Annotated in this window: 16 protein-coding genes; all 16 read right to left on the reverse strand. The window is 38.9% G+C overall.

Features of this window, described 5'->3' with window-relative positions; translation table 11 throughout:
* Nucleotides 1–212 precede the first annotated feature (212 nt).
* The 16 genes from SM12261_RS09055 to SM12261_RS09130 all read right to left on the reverse strand — a co-directional run bounded on the left by SM12261_RS09055 (nucleotide 213) and on the right by SM12261_RS09130 (nucleotide 23477).
* Nucleotides 213–5243, reverse strand: coding sequence for an SIALI-17 repeat-containing surface protein (locus SM12261_RS09055; RefSeq protein WP_000469140.1), 5031 nt, complete (start codon nucleotides 5241–5243; stop codon nucleotides 213–215).
* 102 nt (nucleotides 5244–5345) lie between these two features.
* Nucleotides 5346–6596, reverse strand: coding sequence for a glycosyltransferase family 4 protein (locus tag SM12261_RS09060; protein WP_000241437.1), 1251 nt, complete (start codon nucleotides 6594–6596; stop codon nucleotides 5346–5348).
* A 3-nt stretch (nucleotides 6597–6599) separates the two neighbouring features.
* Entirely contained in the window at nucleotides 6600–8186 is a 1587-nt protein-coding gene (locus SM12261_RS09065) for a glycosyltransferase family 52 (RefSeq protein WP_000427701.1), read from the reverse strand.
* Nucleotides 8187–8217: 31 nt separating this feature from the next.
* Nucleotides 8218–9213 (reverse strand): dTDP-glucose 4,6-dehydratase, encoded by a 996-nt coding sequence (gene rfbB, locus SM12261_RS09070; RefSeq protein ID WP_001107051.1) that lies wholly within the window; start codon nucleotides 9211–9213, stop codon nucleotides 8218–8220.
* 21 nt (nucleotides 9214–9234) lie between these two features.
* On the reverse strand, nucleotides 9235–10008 hold the full coding sequence (locus SM12261_RS09075; RefSeq protein ID WP_000708261.1) for an alpha-1,2-fucosyltransferase: 774 nt from the start codon (nucleotides 10006–10008) through the stop codon (nucleotides 9235–9237).
* The gene (locus SM12261_RS09080) at nucleotides 9995–11377 is read right to left on the reverse strand and encodes a dTDP-4-dehydrorhamnose 3,5-epimerase family protein (protein ID WP_223339909.1); all 1383 of its coding nucleotides are present in this window, start codon (nucleotides 11375–11377) and stop codon (nucleotides 9995–9997) included. Before SM12261_RS09080 ends, SM12261_RS09075 begins: the two co-directional genes overlap by 14 nt.
* A gap of 187 nt (nucleotides 11378–11564) precedes the next feature.
* Nucleotides 11565–12833, reverse strand: a complete 1269-nt coding sequence (dltD, locus tag SM12261_RS09085; protein WP_000919856.1) for a D-alanyl-lipoteichoic acid biosynthesis protein DltD — start codon at nucleotides 12831–12833, stop codon at nucleotides 11565–11567.
* Nucleotides 12826–13065, reverse strand: a complete 240-nt coding sequence (dltC, locus tag SM12261_RS09090) for a D-alanine--poly(phosphoribitol) ligase subunit DltC (RefSeq protein ID WP_000351967.1) — start codon at nucleotides 13063–13065, stop codon at nucleotides 12826–12828. Before dltC ends, dltD begins: the two co-directional genes overlap by 8 nt.
* 13 nt (nucleotides 13066–13078) lie before the next feature.
* Complete coding sequence (dltB, locus tag SM12261_RS09095) at nucleotides 13079–14323, reverse strand: D-alanyl-lipoteichoic acid biosynthesis protein DltB (RefSeq protein WP_000969742.1); 1245 nt, start codon at nucleotides 14321–14323, stop codon at nucleotides 13079–13081.
* Complete coding sequence (gene dltA / locus SM12261_RS09100; protein ID WP_004238965.1) at nucleotides 14320–15870, reverse strand: D-alanine--poly(phosphoribitol) ligase subunit DltA; 1551 nt, start codon at nucleotides 15868–15870, stop codon at nucleotides 14320–14322. Before dltA ends, dltB begins: the two co-directional genes overlap by 4 nt.
* Nucleotides 15871–15890: 20 nt before the next feature.
* Entirely contained in the window at nucleotides 15891–16022 is a 132-nt protein-coding gene (locus tag SM12261_RS09105) for a teichoic acid D-Ala incorporation-associated protein DltX (RefSeq protein ID WP_000813667.1), read from the reverse strand.
* A gap of 310 nt (nucleotides 16023–16332) precedes the next feature.
* Nucleotides 16333–17511, reverse strand: coding sequence for a ryptide export MFS transporter (locus tag SM12261_RS09110; protein ID WP_000071445.1), 1179 nt, complete (start codon nucleotides 17509–17511; stop codon nucleotides 16333–16335).
* Between the two features lie 227 nt (nucleotides 17512–17738).
* Complete coding sequence (locus SM12261_RS09115; RefSeq protein ID WP_000980817.1) at nucleotides 17739–18443, reverse strand: MIP/aquaporin family protein; 705 nt, start codon at nucleotides 18441–18443, stop codon at nucleotides 17739–17741.
* 70 nt (nucleotides 18444–18513) lie between these two features.
* Nucleotides 18514–20340, reverse strand: coding sequence for a type 1 glycerol-3-phosphate oxidase (gene glpO, locus SM12261_RS09120; protein WP_000395967.1), 1827 nt, complete (start codon nucleotides 20338–20340; stop codon nucleotides 18514–18516).
* A 41-nt stretch (nucleotides 20341–20381) separates the two neighbouring features.
* The gene (glpK, locus tag SM12261_RS09125; protein WP_000076798.1) at nucleotides 20382–21890 is read right to left on the reverse strand and encodes a glycerol kinase GlpK; all 1509 of its coding nucleotides are present in this window, start codon (nucleotides 21888–21890) and stop codon (nucleotides 20382–20384) included.
* A 159-nt stretch (nucleotides 21891–22049) separates the two neighbouring features.
* Entirely contained in the window at nucleotides 22050–23477 is a 1428-nt protein-coding gene (locus SM12261_RS09130; RefSeq protein ID WP_033687808.1) for an AcpB/EbpR/MafR family transcriptional regulator, read from the reverse strand.
* Nucleotides 23478–23508 lie beyond the last annotated feature (31 nt).

The raw sequence follows: 23508 nt of genomic DNA on the forward strand, positions 1-23508 counted from the left end.
CTTGAACTCTTCTATATTATGATCTATTGAAATGCCTTGACATCTCCATCATAAGTTGCCCAGTATCTAATTCTATTTTAGAAGACACAACACTTTTTATTCAAATTATATATAAAATGGAGAAGAGAAAAGTCTTCTCCAAATACATACTTTACCTCACTCAAGAGGTCTAGAATTTATAACTAGAAACTCATTAAAATTTTGAACAAATTTTACTCATTATCCTTCTTACGAAGAACGATACTTAGACCACTCAAAATTCCAACAAATCCGAATGCTGCCAAGGCTGCGTTCGATTCCGTACCAGTATTTGGCAATTGAGCTACCTCAGTTGATGGAGCTGGATAAGTGTTTCCATCCGGATTGTAATTTGAAGGTACTGGTTTGTTCGGAACTGCCGGTGTTCCCGAATCTTCCGCCACAGGTACAGGTGGTTTTGGAGTCTCGTTTCGTTGAGGTGTTGGAGCTGGTTGTGGTGTAGGTGCAGGAGCTGGAGTTGGAGTCGGAATTGGATTTGGCTCTGGCTGTGGTTTTGGTTCTTCAGGAATCTTCAGCTCTGGAATCTCCACAGTTGGCGGATCTAACGGAACTACTCCACCTTCAAATTCTGGCACTTCAACTTTTGGAGCATCAATTTGCATTACATATTGATAAACAATAGTAGTAACACCTTCTTTAACCAATCCTTTTTCTTCCACAGTATTTTTAAACTTATCACCTGCTGGAAGAACACGTTTCAATCGGAATGTTACTCCATCTACTACGATAGTTTCAGGAGCTGTCACAGCGTACTCTTCTCCTGTAGCTTTGTAAGTCGTTTCTTCTTTATCACCAGTAGTTATAGTTGTCGCTTCAGCTACAATGACATTGTTCTTAGCGACTACGTCATCTGCAAGGAAGTTTTCATTAATATCTACGAATTTAACGATAACTGTTCCTTTTTTATCTTTTGCGTAATCACGTACACTGTTTGGTTTATTCTGAGAATACTTAACAACAACCGCTGAATCTTTAGATTCATGTGTTACAGTTAATTCATCTACCTTTGCTTTATCCACAGTGTAATCTTTGATTTCTGGTGACACTACTTCAACAAGTTTTTGTTCTGGAGTCCAATCTGTTGTGTACGTCACTTCACCAGTTCTACTGTTGATTTCGGCAGTTCTTGTGAAACGAGCATTTTGGTTAACAGGTGCACTTGCTTCCTGACCTGCTTTTGGTCCATTTTCGTATACATAAGTGATGTTACGTTTCACTTCTGTTAGTAAACCTAAATCTTTGTAGGTGCGACCTTTTGGATCGTTAGGAATTTTATCCTCTGGTTTTGGAGGATTTTGATCACCATCGTTAGGTTTAGTTGGATCTACTGGAATAATGTAGTCATATTGGTATACAACTGTCGTAGTTCCTTCTTTCACCTTACCTGTTTCTTCTGTAGTATTATTGAATTTATCAGAAGCTTCATATACACCGCTGTATTTGTATTTCTTACCATTAGCTTCGATAACGTCTTTACGGTTCGCTACAGTGCTGTATTCTTCATTTGTTGCTGTATAAGTAGTTTCTTCACGATTTGCATAGACTTTTGTCGTAGCTTTTTCTACTACTGCATTATCTTTAACAGTTACCTCTTCACTGATTTCATTTCCTTGAGCGTCTACATACTTAACAACTACAGAACCTTTTTTGTCTTTTGCTGCATCATGTTCGATAATTTCAGGATTTTCACGGTATTTAACAATTTCGCTACTGTCTTCAGATTCGTGCGTTACTGCTAATTCAGCTACTTTTTCTTTATCAACTGCATATTTATCGATTTTTGGTGACACTACTTCTGCAAGTTTTTGTTCTGGAGTCCACTCGCTTGTATATACTACCTCACCAGTTCTACTATTGATTTCTGCAGTTCTTGTGAAGCGTGCATTTTGGTTAATAGGTGCACTTGCTTCCTGTCCCACTTTTGGTCCATTTTCGTATACATAAGTGATATCACGTTTGACTTCTTTTAAGAGACCTAAGTCTTTGTATGAACGGTTTTGTGGGTCATTAGGAATCTTATCCTCTGGTTTTGGAGGATTATTATCACCTTCATTAGGCTTAGTTGGATCTACTGGAATAACATAATCGTATTGATATACAACTGTTGTTGTTCCTTCTTTCACCTTACCTGTTTCTTCTAATACGTTGTTGTACTTATCAGAAACTTCATACACTCCACGGAAGACATATTTCTTACCATCTTTAGTGATTGTATCAACTTTCTTTTCAACAGTATTGTAGTTTACATCATTTTCTGTTACTTCATCACGAGTCGACAGTACAACCTCTCCTGACTTAGTAGCGTATGTTTTCGTTGTTTTAACAACTGCATCCGTCACTACATTCGCAGAATCTTTGATTTCATTACCATCAGCATCAACGTACTTAACAACTACTGAACCTTTAGCTTCAGTTACAGTCGGTGTTGTTTCCTCTTGTTTATCTAGAGTATAGCTGTAGATAACGTGTTTCTCACCTTCTGTCACGTCCCCTGTCGCTGGAGCTGAATCAGATGTTTGCCCTACATATTTATAAACTAATCCTGTAGCTTCATCTTTTAGCGTTGGGTATTGTTTATCAGTAGTGTCGTATTTTTCTGTAACTGTACGTTTTTCTTTACGTTCAGATACTTTTACACCTTTTGAGTAAGTTACATAAGTATCTTCATACTCAACTGGCACTTTATCTTTCACTACTTCTGCTTCTTTTAATGTTTTTAACGTTCCATCTTCATTGATCACAACGTGTTTCACGTCAACAGAACCTGTCTTAGTCACAACGGAGCTAGACGGAGTTTTCTCTTCTTCACTTACTAGACGATATTCGTAAACAACTTCTGTAGTTCCTTCTACTACTTTACCGCTAGCAGCTGGAGAACCTTGTTTTAGACCTACATACTCGTATGTAAATCCAGTATCAGCATCCACTAAGGTTGGATATTGTTTTGGAGTTGTATCGTAGTTTTGTTCTACTGTTTTAACATCCGTACGTTCATCAACTTTTGTTTCACCTGAATATAAGCTTACGATAGTTTTTGTTTCTAATGTAACATTATCTTTATCAGTTTCTGATTTTAATTGTTTTCCATCAGTTGTGACATACTTAATAACGACACTACCTTGTTTAGAGGCTGTTGTAGTACCCGCTTCTTCTTTTGTGATTTTTAAGTTGTAATAGTGAGTGACGACTGGTTTTTCCTCACCCATTACTTTGTAAGCACGGATTGGTGTGATAATTTCTTTTTTAGTGAATGTCGCTGATTCAGTTGTCTCTGTACGAGTTCTTGTACCATTATCACCACTAATGATGTATTTATTTTCAGCAACAGTTTCTGTAGGAATATACTTTTCATCTGTTACTTTTGCATCTCCTGTAACTGTTACTGTACCGTCTGCAGCAATTTCAACTTTTCCTTTGTTAACTAACGTAGTTACAGTCGTTTCTTTATCAGGCTCAGTTTCATCTAATGGAATATAGTCATCTGGCTTACCAGTATAAACAGTGTACTCTTTAATGTTTTTAGTTGTTATAACATCAATGTAAGCGTGTGGAGAATAATCATCTGGAGTATATTTATATACTGTAGTCGCGTGGATTTCTCTATATGTGCCATTGTTCAATTCTGTAGTATCTGTAGGCTCATTTGCAGTAACCGATACTTCTCCAATAATTTTTGGAAAACCTGCTAAAAGTTTTTTGAATTTATCAACAGAAGCATCTGAAATATATCCAGTATTAAGGTCTATAGGAGCATGCAAAACAAATTCCCCAGCACGTCTCCCAGTTTTTATCAATCCTAGTTCCAATTTCCCAGATTGGATATCATCTTCTAAAGTTTTTAAATGAGCATCTAAACGCGCTTTAGCCGCTTGAACTTTCTCTCTTCCAGTTGCATCTGTCGCTTTACCTTCTAAGAATTCTAAAGCTTTATAATTAGCAATTGTGTAATTTTTTAAAATATCTTTTAATGATGATTGTGATTTATTTAGTCTATAATCATAACTATATTCATCGCCTGTTGCTAAGTTTTTTACTTCAGACCCAGCATACCCACTTCCAAAACCTAATAATGCGTAAGTTGGGTTTCCACTAGGCGTTTTTTCTACATCATCAGCAGTCCCATAAATTCCATCTGCACCAGGTGTATAATAATGGTTGACTTTAGGTCCATCAAAAGTATCGTCCTCTACAATATAAGTTGAAAAAGACTCCTTTTCTTTCTCTTCTACTTCTATTTTTCTTTCTACTGAGAAAGTAATTGTTCCTTTTGTGATTTTCTTTACAGCCTTCCCTTGACCCACTGCATACGTATCTTTATCAAGAACAAGAACTGTATCACCTTCTTGGAGGGTTACGTTTTCTTTGGTAAACTCTTTAGCGTCAGCTTGACCATCTTGCCATTTTGTAACAGCATCTTCATCGCTAGTTACTCCATTATCTGCTACAACATACTTACCGTATTGTCCATCAGCTGTCTCTTCCACAAGATAGACTTTGCCTTTTGTTTTAGTATAGTCGATTTCCCCTAGTTTATTATGCATTCCCTCTGGAGACACTGCTGCTTCAATATCGTTAAAACGAGTTTTATCATAAGTAAGCTTATCAGCACCTTCTACTTCAGATTTTCCAGCGTACTCATAAACCCTACCATTCGCTTCTACGGTGTCTTTTTTACCAGTATCTTTAGACACAACAGTTCCTGGTTGAGTCACAGTTGATTCACGGTAGTCTTTACCATCTTTATCATAAGCAAGACCTTTTTTATCATAAGGAGTTGTAACTGTACCTGTCCCAGCTGCTACTGTGTCTTTTTTTAGTAATGATTTATCAGAATCCAATTTGTAATTGACAGTTGCTTCTGATTTAACATTTAACGTATCAGTCCCATCAGCATCGCCCGTATTGCTGTTGGCTTTTGTCGGTTCAGCAGTTCCTTTTTCTAATACCGCATCTACTTTTACTGTTTTAGATGCATCTTTATCATCTGTAAAAGTTGTGGCTGATGTTGAAGCTACTTTCGATGTATCGGTCACCATTGTAGCAGTATCTGTACCATTAGAAGTAACATTAGCAGCTACTGGGCTTGCACCAACAGCTAAAGCCACACCTGTTGCCAAAATCGTTGCACCGATTAACTTGGAATCTGTTCGACCATCTTTATACTTACGAAGAGAAAATTTCTCCTGTCTATCAGTATGAAACATAAAACATCGCCTTCCTAAAATTTCATTGTTTTTTATATTTTGAATCTATAAAATGTGCGCTAAGAACTATAAAACTAAGAAAGTTTTACGCTTTCAATTATATCATATTTCTAAGGATAATACATACTTATACATATCCAGAATTTCCTTTTTTTGATAGGCCTTAGAGAATGTTGCTGACGAGTAACGACCTTCTTTTTGATAAGCAATGAGCCACAAGAGTAACTCCCCAATGTCACCAAATGTTGTGACACCTTTGGACTGACTCTTATAGTATCTATGAGCTAAATCTGTATCAGACAAAAGACAGATCAACCCCCTGGCAGATGCTTCTACAGCCGCATTGGCAAAGCATTCACTCATAGAACAAGAGAGATAGCCTTGGTGCTTTTCATAAGGGACCTCTTCTAGAAAACCTGCATAATGGACATTCGACGGCAAGTCTTTCTGGCTATAGCCATCTGGTAAGTTACCATAAATCGTTAACTGGCTATCCGGCACTTGCCGAAAAGCCTCAATCGCCCAGGCACACCGTTTTATCATCGTCATATTGCCAACGATACACCAATCGGTGACTCTTGTATATTCTTTTTCCAAAACTCCATCCACAAACATTGGAGGCAAAAAACAAACCTTTTCTTTCCCTATTAGTTGCTCCAAAACTGGACTTGCAACGATATTTTGGCACCACCCTTGCAAGACAAACTTCATCATGGGATCTAGGATATTGTAGTGAGTATAAGCAAATAACTTTCTTCCGGTATTTTGGAAAAATTTCCTCAATTGAAGAGGATATTCATTGACCATATCAATGATAAAGCAATCTTTCACTGTAGAATTGTTGGCTAGATAGAGACTAACTAACTGCCATTGAGTGTAGGTTTCCCCACTTCTTAGGTTTTGGTAAGAATGGTAATTTTCACTCACATCACCTTTTAGCAACTCCCCTTTACTATCATAAAGAGTAAAAAGATTTTCTTGATATTGGAATCGATACAGTAATTGAGAGGTATAACATTCTACATCTCCATTTTGATAATGAACGAGTCCTACATATCCCTCTTTTGTGTACTCGACTTCACTGACATTAACTAGTCCCTGAATAAATGATTTCTCCACAATCGGATTTTGTCTAGCCAAATCTGATTGATCAAAAATAACATGATAGAAGTTTTCAAAACCAAGTTTTTCCAATGTTTCTACAAAATTCGGTACAAAATTATCCAGATTTGTTAAAACAATTTCTTGTTCTACTTGCAGACTTTTAAAAATTTCTTGACGCGCCAATTGACTTCTTTCAAAGCCATAAGTGCTTATAGGAACGCCTTCCTTTATTGTAAATACTTTCACCATAGTTTAGTCCAATACATCTTCCAATCTTAATCCACGACTTCTTGCTAGTCTTGCACGGAAAGCCATCCCTCGTTTATGACGTTCTGATAAGCGATAGTAGGTCGTTGTGACATTTAAAACCAGGGCATTATCCTTGGTAACCATACGAGACCACAAATGCCAATCTTCAAACCCATCACACTTAGCATCATAGCCTCCTGCTTCATCATAGGCAGAGCGTTTAAAAATGACGGTTGAATGGTTAAAGACATTTTGATAAGCAAGCTCTAACCACAATTTTTCTCCTGATAAATGATGAGATTGATTCCGTTTAATTTTATCTGTTATAGCATCTTCTTCTGCGACAACTCTAGCCCCGATAAGGTCGAGTTGAGGATTTTTCTCTAACTCCTGCAAGAGAAGATCTAAGTGCCAAGGCATCCATACATCATCTGCATCTTGTCTGGCTACATAAGCCGTTTGAGACAAACTAACTCCACGATTTAACGTTTCTGAAATCCCTTTATGATCTTCCCTAATATACTGTATTCGCTCGTCTACTAGATATGGCTTACATACTTCCTCTGTATTATCTGTCGAACCATCATCCACAATTAACAGTCGAAAGGCTTGATGGGTTTGATTTAAAACAGAATCAATCGTTTGACTAATGGTTTCAGCTCCATTATAGACAGGCATGACAATATCAACAGGTGTGTCCGATTGAGACACATTTTGATAGGGCACACCTCGTTTTGCAAAAACATTTGATTCATGAGTTGTTAAAAAGGTCCGATACCCATGAACCGATACACCCTCTATATCTTTGACCAATAAAAGAGAAGTTGAGTAAAAACCATGTACCTCAACGAACTCATACTCCTCTAGCAAAAGATAAATTTCTTCTTCAAAGCAAAATCTAGTTTCTTTCAATTTATCTTGATAAGGATTCAAAGGTACTCTAGGATGGGGATAGTAATAATCAATCTTCTGTTCATCTAAAACTTTAGCAGTCAATTTTTGAGTAAGTTCCAAATCTTCCTGATAAAGGAGAGAGCCTAAAAATTGCCCCAGAAAAATACTTATTTTCTTACCATTTTTAGCCCTATGAAAATGACTTGGTTCAAGATGAAGCTTTAGAAAAAACTGCTGCTCTTTTGGGAAGAGGATACAGTCCTCAAATACGGTATAATGTCTATTTGACAAAGACATAACCTCTCTCAAGGTAAAGTTTGTATAAGGAATGCCCCTCTCAAGATTTTGTGTATACAGATTGAGAGGTACAATGGAAGTACTACCATCATCAAAAGTATACAAATTCATTGTACTGGGATTAAAGATGCTAAGAGCTACAGGATTGTCTAAGCTTGCTAGATAGAGATTACTAATGGCCCTATCTTTTAAGGCTTCCTGAATATCATTAAAGACTGTTTTTCCTTCTAAAACAAGGACTTCCTTACAAAATTCTTCCATTCGTTCAGCATAAAAATCCTGTCTCGAATCATTTGACATCTTTAGATAAATCCCGATAAAGTCTTCTGAGACAGTCTGTACAACTTCTTTAGCGACTAAAACCTGGAAGGGAGACGAACAAAAAATTATATTCTCCAAATTTAACTCCTCATAACATTCTTACAAACTCTTACTTAGCATCTTGCTTTTGTGCAATCATCTCTTGCCACCAATCTTCATGTTCTTGATACCAATGGATAACTTCTTTTAAGCCTTTATCAAAATCCACGTAGAGAGGTGTAAAGCCTAATTCAGTATATAACTTACTAGCATCAATTCCATAACGAAGGTCGTGTCCTGGTCTATCTGCTATATACTTGAAATCTTCCTGAGATTTTCCTAACTGCAACAAGATTTTCTGTAACACTTCAACATTCGTGCGTTCATTATTTACACCAATCAAGTAGGTTTCACCAATCACGCCCTTATCAATAATGGTGTCAATAGCTCGACAATGATCTTTGACATGAATCCAATCACGAATATTCAGTCCTGCTCCATATAGAACTGCCTGCTGTCCAGTTAAAAGATTGGTGATTTGCCTTGGGATAAATTTCTCAGGATTTTGATAGGGTCCATAGTTGTTTGAACAGTTGGAAATCGTAGCCCTAACCCCAAAAGAACGAACCCATGCTTTCACTAATAGATCAGCAGAAGCCTTTGTAGCAGCATAGGGAGAACTTGGATTGTACTGCGTTTTTTCAGTAAATTTATCCTTACTTTCTAATGGGAAATCCCCATAAACCTCATCTGTTGAAATATGGTGGAAACGGATATCATACTTCCTAGCTAACTCTAAAAGATTGTGCGTCCCGACAATATTACTTTTCACAAAAACAGACGTATCGTGCAAAGACTTGTCATTAAAAGATTCTGCTGCAAAATGAACAATCAAATCAACTCCTTCATCGATATAGTTGCTTAATGCCAACTCATTTGCGATATCCAGTTTATAAAACGATACCCTATCATCCAATAAATCTTCGATTGTTTTCATCGAAGAGGCGTAAGTCAAATTATCCAAAATCGTAATCTGAATATCCTTATAAGTCTCTTTTAGGTATCGAACAAAATTTGAACCAATGAAACCAGCTCCACCAGTCACAACGATATTTTTATAGTTCATCTATTTTCCCTTTTATATTTTTCACTCAAAGCCAGTACGGTCAACACTTACAACTTCCCATTCTCTTGTATCCGCAATTTGTTTTCCATTTTGTTCAAGTAAAGTATTAAAATCAGGAACAAACACTTTTACAAAAGGCTTTGTAAGTCTTAAAATATAGCCTACCCAATAACAATAAGTCGAATTGGGACAAATGAAGTACTTGTTACAGCTATACAGTTGTAAAAAGTTATCTTGAATATCCTGCTCCTCAACTATAATCGGGTTTTCAAAATGGTACTGAGAGTTTAGAAAAGGTACCAATTCTTCATGACACCAGGCAACATCATCTGAAGTAATACGTATAGTTAAATGTTGAAAATTATCCCCTTCAATTGCTGCTATCTTCTCTAAACAAGAACCGATATACAATTGAGCGTTATAACCGTAATTTTTTCTATTTCGTTCATTGAGAAAATCCGTTCTTCTAATAGCAATTGTCACATTCTTCTCTTCAAATTGAGCGGAAGAAGCTACTACTGGTTCAATCAAATACTCTCTACAAAAAGAGTCCAATTCTTCTGAAGAATAGTCAACACCTGCCTCTTGAAAATAACCAAAATCTTCTAATTCGATACCATTTGCTTTTGAAAATAAGACAGCGGTTTTTGGAAAAAAGGTTTGGGCAAACTGAAAATATCCTGTTCGTAAGACATAACTTTCCTCATAACCCATCATCCGATCTCTATGCGCTTGTAGTAAGAGATAGAGCAAATTTCCTAGTTGAAAACCTCTATTATTTTCATAAATTTTCAAGATTAAAATCTCCTTCTTGCTTTTTAAAGTATCGTCCTAAAGTAGAATTGTCAGGATTTTTTAATAAATTCTTTATTTGTCTACCTGTAAAAATTTCAGACTTATCGATACCCAGTTTCACGCCATCGATTCTATTTAAATTCGCCATCAGATGGCTGACTAAATCATTTATTGCCGTCACTTGATAGCACATTTCATCAGGATAAATATCAGAAATTGGCTCTAAAGTACTTAATAATTCATTTGGAAGAGGCTCTACTAGAGACCACAGCTGATCATTTACTTTTTGATAATAGTTTTCTAACTCAGGCTTATCCAAAACAATATCATTTGAAATATAAGTCCATTGTCTAGAAAGCAAATCGTTAATAAAGCCCTTTTTCAGCGTTTTTCCATATAAGGTGTCCATAATATAAATAGTATTGCTATTTTGATGAGCCTCAATCACACTATTATAAATCTTTTGATGAATAGCGCTATATCTGGCGCCACTATCAAATACAGATTTAGTGGACACTAAAATCATATGACCTGTCTGAATATTTTTTAGGACATTTACTAATTTCTCTATTTCCGCATCATCGTTTTTCAAACTTAAATTGGTTAATAATTTTTCTGATGACGGAGCGGTACAAATAACCATATCATAAAAATCTTTCAAAGCTTCTTCAATATTATTTCTATTGAAACAACTTAAATCAATATCAGATTGCTTCCTTAATGTATCAAATAAAACTTTCCCAACTGCACCCGTTGAGCCAATTAAGGCGACTTTCTTCTTGCTTGATTCAATTATTTCAAGAACTTCTTTGAAAGATTTAGCAGCTTGGTCTTTTTCAGAAATGATTGGTTTTAAAAGAGAATCCCACGACAAATTAGCGTCTTTGTCTAATGGTGTAATACCTAAATAGTTTTTATGTGGATCATAATAGTCAGCAACCAAATAATTCAATATTCCATTGTTAACTAACGACTGTGCACCATTAGCCACTCCACCAGGGACAAAAACAGCCCTACCAGGTTGGACATCTATCACATCTACAGATTTGTAAGTTGGAGAATCTATTCGTAGGTCGATAAAAATCATTTTGAAAGTACCATAAGCTACTGTCATCAATTTTTCATAGCCCTGACAATGCATCCCTCTGATAACTCCCTGCTTTGAAACAGACACATTGTTTTGAAGTTTATGATGAAAGAATGATTCTGGCACCCCATTTGCAAGCAAATCTTTCTTTCGCCAATTCTCTAAAAAATAGCCACGCTCATCATGATGAAGAGGACTTTCAAACACCAACAAACCTTGAATCTGCACTAAAATAGTTCTATCTATATCCATCTTTTCCCCTCTATATTGTAATGCATCCACACTAAAGCTATTTTCATTATGTTTCTTAAATTATACCACTATATGAGTTCTCTAGCCAGATGAAGGTCATTCTTTTTAAACACTCATATCTATAAATACACATTTTTATTAGCATAAAGAAAAACCCTAAAAATCAGACTGATTGTCTAACTTTTAGAGTTAAATCGTTTATTATTTTGTCATTCGTCTATTGAAATTCCTTGACATCTCCATCATAAGTTGCCCAGTCTTTACTGAAAAAGCGCTCATTCAGATGGTACATCGGAGCTGGAGTGGGATTGGATAGGAAAGGATCAACGGCCTTGTCAAATGCCAACCAACCCAACCAACCCAGATGAATGGTATCCTTCATAAAGAAAGCTTCCCCACCGTCCTTAGAAAAATCTGCTATATTGGTAAACCCTTGACTTTCTAACTGGTAGCGAATCTTCTGCACCGTTTGTTGGTACATATCTTCTCGTAAACCAGCATAGTCCATCCATTTTTTATTAACAGGTGGAATGATAAAAATCGGGTTTACCTTGGATTTAGAAAACTGTGTCAACACTAACTGCAAGTCATTATATTCTGGCGACTTGAGATAGGTAAAGTTTTTCTGAGAATCCTTTAATTTCTTCAAATCCTTCTTAATCTGCGTATTATAGAAATAATTCTCCATTCCCAAATCATTATTAGAAGTATTTTTTTCTGCATCTGCTTTAACAACATCTTCTATGGCTTGATAAGAAAACTGGTCTGGCAAGGTCTTTAAATACTTAACTACATGCTTATCATAATTGACATAGCCTCTAACTGAAAACTGACCAAAAAAGGAAGCTTGACGTTCATTAAACCGAGCTAATAATTCAATCATTTCATTGTCTGCAGACGACAATTCTTCTTTACTTGCCAACTTCTGAACCAGGTCCTTCATAGCTACATTTGGGAACTGCTGTAGTAAGCGAGTCGCTGCATATTGACTAGCCTGATCCCCAGATTGATGTTCCAGAAAACTGGTCAACTGGTCTCCATTAAAATACTGCTGAAAGGCTGCTGGCTCATAGCCATTTTTACTAAACCACTGGGGCGAGATAACATATACAACTTGTTTATTCTCCAGTTGTGGCAACATCTGTTGCATCCCAAAATACTGATTGAGCGAGGCAGCTCCCCTCTGTCCTAAAAGATAGGGGCGATAAGAGCGGTTGTATTTCTCAGCCAATACCGCAGGATGGGCACCGTCAAAACGAAGCCATTCACTGGAGCCAAAGAAGGGAACAAAACGCATATTTGGATCAGATAGTGCTCTGACCTTTTGACTTCGCTCCTTAAAACTATCGATAGTAGTAGCCACCGCCGAACGCTTTTCAGCTCCCAGATCATGGCGCATCTCAGCAGGATAGAAAAAGATAAGCAGAAAAACCAACAAACCAGCTATCAAGACCGGTCCGAAGATCATCCATAAGCGTTTAAGCATTTTGTAGCTCCACAATACCAGCTATGATTTTATTGGCTGTATTCCAGTCGTCACGACCAAACTCTGTTACAGGGACACGAATATCAAAACGGTTTTCAATCTCCACAATCAACTCAACCGTTCCCATACTATCCAAGACACCTGCATCAAAAAGATCTTCATCCATCATGTCAGAAACATCTTCCATAAACAACTCATCAATAATTTCGATAACTTCTGATTTGATATCCATATTTTATTTCCTTTTATTTTTTAAACCATAAATCATTCAAGAATCCAGAAAAGATTAAGAATGACAGCATAACGACATGGAAGGTGACAACCATGCCAAGCAACTGAATCCAGCGATTCTCAGGTAGAGCAGCTTTCCCTGCTTTTTTCCGTTCCTTATTGAGCGTTTTTTTCTTACGAATCCAAGCGTCATTGATAACCAGTCCAATCCCATGAAAGAGTCCATAGGCGATGTAGTACCAGGTCACACCGTGCCAAAATCCCATAATCAGCATATTTACAATGTAGGCCACACTTGAGGTTACATTGCGATTCTTAAAGACCTTCTTTCTGGTCAACACCATCACCATCCGCATAAAGACAAAGTCACGGAACCAGAAAGACAGGCTCATGTGCCAACGATTCCAAAACTCTTTTAAATCCCTTGATAAAAAGGGCTTGTTAAAGTTGATAGGACTACGGATTCCCATTAAGTTTGAGATAGCTAAGGCAAACATAGAGTAACCTGCAAAGTCAAAGAAAAGTTCCAGACCAAAGGTATACATGACCACTAAAGTATAGATATTAAAGAAACCACCTGACTGCAGGGCTAGATTCTTCAGAGGAGGCAACAAAGTCTCTCCTAGAATATGGGCCAAGATAAACTTGTAGAGAAAGCCCCACATGATATAGCGAACAGATTCATCCAGCATATCCATCAACTCATCCCGCTCAGGAATGGTCTGATAATTTTCATTAAACCGCTTAAAGCGATCGATTGGACCACTTGAAAAGGTCGGCATGAAGAGAAGGAAACGGAGGAATTCCCAGAGGGTAAAATCCTTAATCACTCCATCTCTCAGCTCGATGATAATCCCAACCGAACGAAAGGTCAGGTAAGAAATTCCCAAAAACCCAAGCAAAGACTGCGTTCCATTGATAGCCGGCTGCACCTTGACAAAGATAATTGGAAGCAGGGACAGAAAACTAACTAGGTAGAAGACCCACTTGCCATCCTTACTTTTTCGATAGTGCTTATAGAAAAGCAAGAGCAATATTTCCCAACAAAGGTAAATACCCAAGGCAGCCAATTGATTAGTCTTCCCACCTACCAACATGGTGACGATAAAGAAGAGACTAACCAGCACTTCATACCAGGCAAAGCGTTTCTTGAAAAAGAGACCGATAAAGATGGGCAAGGTTGCAGCAATCACATAGACAAAATACTGAGGATTGCCGTATGGCTCTAAATGAGGAAGCTGTTGAAAGAACTCCATCATCTCTTATTCACCTCGTTAATCAATCCTTTGATGTCAATTTTTCCATTTGGAGTCAGTGGTAAACTGTCTCGATAAAGGAATTTAGATGGCATCATGTAGGACATCATGATATCTGTTAAATCTTCCTTGATAGCCTTGGTAATATCAATATCTCGCTCAAACTGCTCACGAACACCGTCTTTCAAGATGACATAAGCCAATAGATTTTGCACCTTGTGGTCTTTATTATAACGTGGCACAGCTACAGCAGACTCGATAAAGTGAGACTTATTGAGGTTTTGAGAGACATCTTCTAACTCAATGCGGTAACCGTTGAACTTAATCTGGAAGTCCATGCGTCCGCCGTAGAGAAGTAAGCCTTCATCTGTCATAGTTCCCACATCTCCTGTATGGTAGGCTGGTAGACCTTCAAACTCAAAGAAGGCTTCTGCCGTTTTTTCAGGATTGTTCATATAACCTTTTGAAACGGCTGGTCCCGAAACAATGATTTCTCCCTGTTCGCCATTTGGCAATTTATTGCCGTCCTCGTCAATGATAAAGGTTGGAGAATCAGCCTTGGTATAACCGATTGGTAGGCGTTTGAGAGTCGCTAGCATCTCGTCTGTCACAGCAACAGCTGACAGGGCTACTGTCGCTTCTGTTGGGCCGTAAGCATTGATAATACGGGCATTTGGGAAACGTTCGCGTAGTTTTTGAGCCGTTTTAACCGTCAATTCTTCTCCATCAAAGTAGAAATGCGTGATTCCAGGCATTTTCTCACTATTAAAGTCTTCTGACAACATGGCCATATCCGCAAAAGAAGGCGTTGATGTCCAGATAGCGATTGGCAATGAAAAGATGGTCGCAAAGAGTTGCTTAAAGTCCTGAGTAATAGCTGAAGGAAGGGCAAAAAGTGTACCACCCAGTGCCAAGGTCGGTGCCCAATACATGACAGACAAGTCAAAAGAATAAGGGGGCTGAGCCAGCATTTGCGGACGACTTGGCGTCGCAAATTCCTTGTCCGTAATCATCCAGTTGGTAAAGCTGAGGAGATTATCATGTGAAATCTGTACTCCCTTTGGCTTACCAGTCGTACCAGAAGTAAAGATAATGTAGTAGTTATCATCTCCCTTGACTGGATGCGTGATCTCATATCTAGACCCTTGAGCAAAGGCTTCTTGAACCTGAGCTAGAGTCATCATCGGCGTAGAAACCTGCTCCAATGGGAAGTCTGAAACGGCAATAATCAAACTTGGCTCCGCTACTTCTAAAATAGCTGAAACTCGCTCCAAAGCCGAATGGCTATCAATTGGAATGTAGGCATGACCTGACTTAGTCAGCGCTACAAAAGTTGCCAACATTTCATATTCTTGGCCACCAAAAACAACCACAGGAGACTTCTCTGGCAAATCCAGTTGATCAATGGCTGCAGCCAAACTATCCGAATCAGCCTTTAAATCTCCATAAGTGTGTTCCTGCCCCAAAACATTGTAAACAGGATAGCTAGGCTGTGTCTGAGCAAAATGCTCAATGGTTTCAATCATATCTACTATTGGTTTATTTGACACAATAGGAATTCTCCTTCAAGTTAAAATTCATTATAGATAAAGCTTCCTTGACCCTGACCAAGATAGCTAAAGAAGTAAAGCAGCCCCAGAAAGATAAGAAAATACAAGGCTGTCCGACCAAGAAAGAGGTACAATTCTTTTCTCTGTTTCATCAAGAAAAACCATTCATTTCTGTAATTTTTGCTAAATAAGATAGACTCTTACTATAGTATTTTTCTACCATTGTACCACTTTATAGGCTAGTTTTTCAATTGTTTACCGTACATTTTCACTAGATTTCAGCTTATTTTAAGGGTTATGCGCTTTTTCTATGTATATTTCAAGTAGAGTGATACTGTTTCAAAACTCCATTTCATGAGAAAATGAAGGAAATCTTCCCATAATAAAACGCACGATATCAAGTTTTTTCAACACCTGATACTATGCGATTTGCTGATTTTTAAAGACTTTTTAACTAGTCTCTCATTTAAAATAATCTCGTCTGATATAAATTAAAATAGCTTCTATCACCAGACAAATGGCCGATATCCAAAAACTGATACTAATACCAAAACTCTCAGTAATATAGCTCATTAGCAAAACAAATACTGAAAATGCTAGTGTCGAAATCACTTCAAGAACGGAATAGACATTAACCAAGTTATTTTCCTCTACTGTTTCCTGAAGAAATACACTTTCAGGAACTTCTTTTAGTTGCGATAACATACCAACTAAAGCTGAAAATACTAAAAACATCTGTGCATTTGGAAAATATAGAATAGTCAGTGTCACTATTGCCATGGCTACAAGAGGAAAAAGAATACTTTCCCATTTAGCAGCAAGAAACTTTTCAGATAGCCGAAAAGCAATTAAGCCACTAATTATAATCCCGATAGAATATGCTGTATTAGAATATCCCCAGTAACTTTCCGTTTCATTTAATAACTCAGTTACAAAGACAAGTATGATAGACGAAACCCAAATCGTATTTGAGAAAATTTCAAATAAATTTGCTGATACAAAAAGTCTTAATCTAGGATCTCTAGCAACTAACTTCCAACCTTTGAGCAAAATTTCAAGATTGGTCTCTGACTCTAGTACCTCCACTTCAGCGTTAGGCAGAAATAACATCAGAAAGCTAGAAATGATATACAAGATTAAAATGATAAACGTGGTAGGCAACAGACCAATTGTTGCAAACAAGAGTCCACCCAACCCCCACCCTACCAATTGAACAGCTTCACCAGTCATTGACAAGGCTGAGTTAGCCTTGCCCAAATCGGTCGCATAGCGCGGCACAATAGCATAGGAAACGGGTGCTGCAAAACCATCTAATATGGAAATTGCAACAACAAATAGATAGATCACCAAAGGCGCTACTGATTGCATTACGGTAAACATTCCTACCAGTATCGCCAATAATATAGTCTTTCCAAATTGGGATAAAGATAAAACCCTATTTAGCGCTATCCTTTTAGTAACTAAAGGAACTAAAAGACTTGCAACAAAAGAGGATATCCCTATTAAAATGGGAACTAGTGATGTGGCAATTACTGATTTTGAAATAATGTATATGTTAGCAATGATTGTTACTCTAAAGAAAATATCTGCTAAATTTGCAAACAATTGAGAGACTAACAATTTGATAAATGAATTAGACATATAGCTCTCCTATCTTAGTTGCCAACTTTGGAATTAAAATTTGATTTTTAATATTTTAGCATAAAATAGCAGAAAACAAAAGTGAGGTTTTTTACATGAGAAAGCAAAAGCTAGTGCCTTTATTCTTCCTATTTTTTGAAGGAATTATTATCGTTGGAGGCTAGCTCTAAGAAGTTATACTCAATGAAAAAAGCCTGAGATACTCATCTCAAGCTCTATTTTCTAAATTAGAAAAGTGAGAATACGAGAACGGCCAAGGCTGCTCCGATAACAGGTCCCACAACAGGAATCCAGGCATAAGACCAGTCTCCGTCTCCCTTGTTTGAAATTGGCAAAATGCTATGCATGATACGAGGTCCAAGGTCACGCGCAGGGTTCAAGGCATAACCTGTTGTCCCACCTAGTGATAGACCGATACCGACAATCAAAGTCCCCACTGCAAAGGTTCCGATTCCTGCTTGAAGGTCATAAAGTCCCAAAGCAAAGATTGTCAATACCAATACAAAGGTGCCAAGGATTTCGCTGATCAAGTTTGATACAGTATCTTTGATGGCTGGTCCAGTACTGAAGGTTGCCAGGATATTTCCTGCATTTTCTTCTGCCTCATAGTGAGGTTTGAATTGCAACCAAACCAAAATCTGACCGAGCATAGCCCCTGCAAACTGAGCTAGGATGTAAGGAAAAACGGAAGCCCAAGGCAAGTCACCTTTTAAAGCTACACCAATTGTCACAGCTGGGTTTAAATGAGCTGGACTGAGCTTGCCAGATACAAAGACTGCAACCGCAACTGCAATCCCCCAACCCATAGTAATCACAATCCAACCTGAGCTGTTGCTCTTGGTTTTTGGAAGAACCACACCAGCAACAACACCATTTCCTAGAAGAATCAGGATTAAAGTCCCTAAAAACTCTCCAAATAATTCATTCATCATCTTTCTGTCTCCATTAAAAAGAAGGAGAGGGTAGACTAGGAGTCCTGCCCTCCGCCTCTTTTATTTTTTCTTAATTTTTTAATTCTGCTAAATCGTTGTTAGCGAGAGCCGCTTCGACATCCGCACGGTAGCCTGCTTTTTCTTCTTCTGTCCAGTCATAGAATCGTCCCATTTCATCCAAAACTGGCTCAACGATGCTATCCAAACTATCACGCATAAAGAGCATGTGGTTGGTACGACGAAGAAGGAAGTCAACTGGGCTAAGAGCCAACTCATTGCGCATTGCATAGTGAAGTGACAAAGTGTCTGCCAAACTGAGTCCTGGCGCTTGTTCCAAACTATGAGCAAGAGCAAAGACTTTCGGTGCATTTGAACCGTAGAGATTTGCTAGGTAATGAGCTTCCTTGCTATCCAAACCACGTGACACTCCAAGTTGCGCAAAGGCTTCGATTTCTGAGTCCACATTTGCTGGGTTCAATTCCCCACCTGAAACAGGGTAAGTCTTAGAATTGATCAGTTTAAAGCTACGGTCAAATTCTGCTTTGAGGATGTCAACCACGCGCTCCATAGCTCCTTCAGCCATCTTACGGTAGTCTGTGATTTTACCACCAGCAAGGGTCAAGAGACCATTATCATCTCGGTCCAAGCTCGAACCACGTGAAACTGCAGATGGGTCCAAATGTTTCTCAGATGTGCTACTTTCAAGCTTGCTGACAGCAGCCTCAACATCTTCACGCGTTTTTTCTTTAGAGAGATAAGATTCAACAGTCGCAATCAAGTTGTTAAAGCTTTCATCACTGATGGTTCCGTTATTTCCTCCATTGTAGTCAGAAGCGCTATTGCCTGCGATCAATGGACGAAGACCTGCCCAGCTGCTTTCGATATCATCAATGGTGATGTTGGCTTCTGGGAAGCGGTTGTTGACAATGCCAAGTAGGTAATCTACATCTTCTTGAGTTACTTTTGGATGTTCCAAATCACCTGTGTAGTCTGTATCAGTTGTACCGAAGTAAGTCTTGTTTTCACGTGGGAGAACAAAGACCATACGGCCGTCACCCAAACCTGTGTCAAAGTAAACTGGCTGTGAAACCTTGATTTTGCTTGAATCCACGACTAGATGAACTCCCTTAGTTGGACGCATTTGTGAGAATTGGGTTCCCTTATTAGACAAATTGCGCACCTTGTCGCTCCAAGGACCTGTTGTGTTAATCACCAGACGGGCCTTGATTTCAAAGACTTGGTCTGTCAACAAATCACGAGCTACCACACCTGTAATCTTGCCACTTTCGTCAAATAGGAAACCTTCTGCCTTCACGTGGTTAGCAATGAGGGCACCGTCTTGGTTGGCACGTTTGATGTTTTCAATCACGAGACGTGCATCGTTGTTACGGAAGTCAAGGTAAACCCCACCTCCTACCAAGCCTTCTTTCTTCAAGTTTGGCTGGCGTTCCAAAACTTCTTCCTTGCTCAAGACCTTGTTAGCAGCTGGGGTGTTGTTAACTCCTGCCAAGAGGTCGTACAAGTCCATAGCTACTTTCAGACGGAAGAGGCTAAAGGTCGCTCCATCTTCATCGTAAACTGGCAAGAGCATTGGATCTGGTTTTGGAATATGTGGAGCGATTTGTTGAACCACAGCACGTTCAGAAACCGTATCTGATACCACTTCTACGTCGAATTGTTTGAGGTAACGAAGACCTCCGTGAACCAATTTAGTTGAACGGCTGGATGTTCCTTCTGCGAAGTCCTGCATTTCAATCAAACCAGTCTCAAGACCGCTAGCTGCCGCCTGCAAAGCTACACCAGCACCGGTGATTCCTCCACCGATAATCAAGAGGTCCAAGGTACGTTCCTGCATTTTTTGAATTGATAATTCACGTGTTTTCTTTGAAAATTCCATATTTACACACTTTCTAACTAAGTCGCTTTATTCTTCCAGTATTAGTCGTCTACTTCCGCAAAGACTTGGGTTGCTTTCACAGCTTTCTTCCAGCCCTTGTAGAGTTGTTCCTTGCGAGATTCATTCATAGATGGTTCAAAGAGTTCTCCTGTCTCATTCAAGAGTTTCAACTCATCCAAGTCCTTCCAATAGCCCACTGACAAACCTGCTAGGAAGGCTGCCCCCAAAGCTGTTGTTTCCAAGTTTTTAGCGCGTGCGATATCGATTCCCAAAATGTCAGCTTGGAACTGCATGAGGAAATTGTTCATAGCTGCACCACCGTCTACTTTCAAGACTTGGATAGCTGTCTGAGCATCCACTTGCATGGTGTCGATGATGTCACGCACTTGATAAGCGATAGATTGCAAAGTCGCCTTGATAAAGTCTTCTTTAGTTGTTCCACGAGTTAAGCCAAAGACAGAACCGCGAGCGTTTTGGTTCCAGTATGGAGCACCTAGACCTGTAAAGGCTGGAACGACATAAACTTCATCGTTGTTGTGAGAATCACGAGCGTATTTTTCAGATTCTGGTGAATTTTCGACCATGCGAAGACCGTCACGAAGCCACTGAATGGCACTTCCTGCGATGAAGATAGAACCTTCTAAGGCATAGTAAACCTTGCCGTTAATTCCGTAGCCAATGGTTGTCAAGAGATTGTTCTCAGACAACTGCATCTCTTCACCAGTATTCATGATGATGAAAGAACCTGTTCCATAAGTATTTTTAACCATACCAGGTTCAAAGGCCAACTGTCCAAAGAGGGCTGCCTGTTGGTCCCCAGCCATACCTGAGATTGGCACTTCTCCACCGTAGAAATGGAATGGAACTGTCTTACCGTAGATTTCAGAGTTAGAACGAACTTCAGGCAACATTGCTTTAGGAATATTGAGGATTTCTAAAATCTCATCATCCCATTTGAGTTCTTTAATGTTATAAAGCATGGTACGAGCTGCGTTTGAGTAGTCAGTCACGTGAGCCGCACCGTCAGTCAATTTCCAAACCAACCAAGTATCGATAGTACCAAAGAGCAATTCCCCTTTTTCTGCTCGCTCTTGAGCGCCTTCTACATGATCCAAAATCCAACGAACCTTGGTCGCAGAGAAGTAAGCATCGATGATCAAACCAGTCTTTTCATGGAATTTTTCCACATAACCTTGGCTTTTTAGTTGCTCAGCCAAAGGTGCTGTCTGACGTGATTGCCAAACGATAGCGTTGTAGATAGGGAGCCCTGTTTTCTTATCCCAGACAACAGTTGTTTCACGCTGGTTGGTGATCCCGATTGCTTCAATTTGACTTGGCTTGACACCACTTTCGATGAAAGCACCCGCAATAACTGACTGGACTGAGTTCCAAATTTCATTGGCATTGTGCTCTACCCAACCTGCCTGAGGGAAAATCTGGGTAAACTCTTTTTGACTCGAGCTGACCTTTTCTCCTTTTTTGTTGAAAATAATGGCACGAGAGCTTGTAGTCCCCTGGTCAATGGCCATGATGTATTTTTCTTGTGACATGTGCTGTCCTCCTGATAAAGATCTTGAGGATGTTTCCTCTTTACACTTACTAGTATACAAAATAAAGCGCTTTCTTGTTTATCAACTTTTTTTAATTTTTTAAAAAATGTGAGGAGATTGTGTGAATTTCACAAAAAAGGCCTGGAACAACCAAGCCTTTTAAGTGAATAATAACTGACGAATCGCCGCCAAATCTTCCATATCCAAGTCATTTTTTAAATAATAAACTGGTGTCTGTTCCTTCTTATGAATCGGGTTATTGGTAACCAGCAAATCATAATGCCGAGTTCGGTCATAGGGTTCAATGGTAATAAAACGATTGTATTCCAAATACCGTTTCAAAATGGCTGCCATCCTTGAAAAGACAAGAAAACCAGATGTCAAATCCAGACCAATCCGCATATGCTGACCACCATTTTCAGCCATATATTCCATCAACTGAAGCCATTCCCAGAGAATTTTCTTATCCAAATCCGTCCCCTGCTGAAAGGCAGGTAGAGCATGAAAAATCTCCTCTGCCGTCCCCCTAAAATCATGTTCCATCAGCAAATAAGGATGACGATTCTCCAACTGGTACTTGTAGCGGTCCTGTAAAATATAGCCCTTATAGAGATAGACTTGAGCACAAAGCTGACTGAGTTCATAGGTAACGTGATCCTCTGTATAATCACCCAGCAACTCCTCCTTCTTCATTTCTTGAATCAACTGTGTCAGCAAATCTGCCAACTGCCCTCCAAAACCAAGGATATATTCCATAGTATGAAGAGGAAGAATGCGATGAGATAGGAGGAAAGAGAAGAAAATCATCATCTCCCCATCCTCAGTTCCTAGAGGAAGGTGTTGTCCAGCAAAAAAGGACGGAGCCTTTCTCAGCAAACGAAGGTAGAAAATATTGTCAAAATACCCTCGCATTTTCTCTTCTATCACTTGGAACTGACAAGCATTAACCCGAAGACGCTGTTGACTGATATGAGCCCAGAGAACCAAGTCCAATTTCTGACCCGAAGACAAACTTGCACCGCAGATTTCTTCTAAAGTGGCAATCTCCTGTTTTCTCTCTGGTTTCTGCATGTGACCTTCCCATTCCTGACTGGACCAGACCTTCCGGAAAAGACAGAAATAGAAATAGCGAATCTGATGCTCTGGACCTCGCCAACGTCCATTTTGGATAGATAAGTCAAATTCTGACAAAATCTGATTCAAACTAGCTAAGTGGCGACCAAGCGTAGCCTCACTAATCATCAATTCTTGAGCCAGCTGATGGGCTAAAAACTGTTGGTGGTAGAGAAGATAAACAAGAATCTGGTATTTAACAGCATTCTCCAAAAACAAGCTCCGAATATCTCTCCCCTTGGTAGCTGCACCGATTGACAGACGCAGATTTTCATCTTCTAAGGAGATAGTCAGCTCTAAGCCACTGTCCAAAGCCTTGTCATTGAGCAGGGTGACATATTTGGTTAGAGTTGCTTTTGAAAATCCTGTTTCCTCCATTACAGCCTTGACGGTCGTCTGAGACTCTTGTAATAGAAAGGAAAGGATTGAAAATTGGCCAGATTCGGCCTTTTCCATCAAATCTCCTAAATACATTTGTTACCCCTTTCATTTTCTACCTTAAGCA

It is taken from the genome of Streptococcus mitis NCTC 12261, assembly GCF_000148585.2.
GTDB lineage: Bacteria > Bacillota > Bacilli > Lactobacillales > Streptococcaceae > Streptococcus > Streptococcus mitis.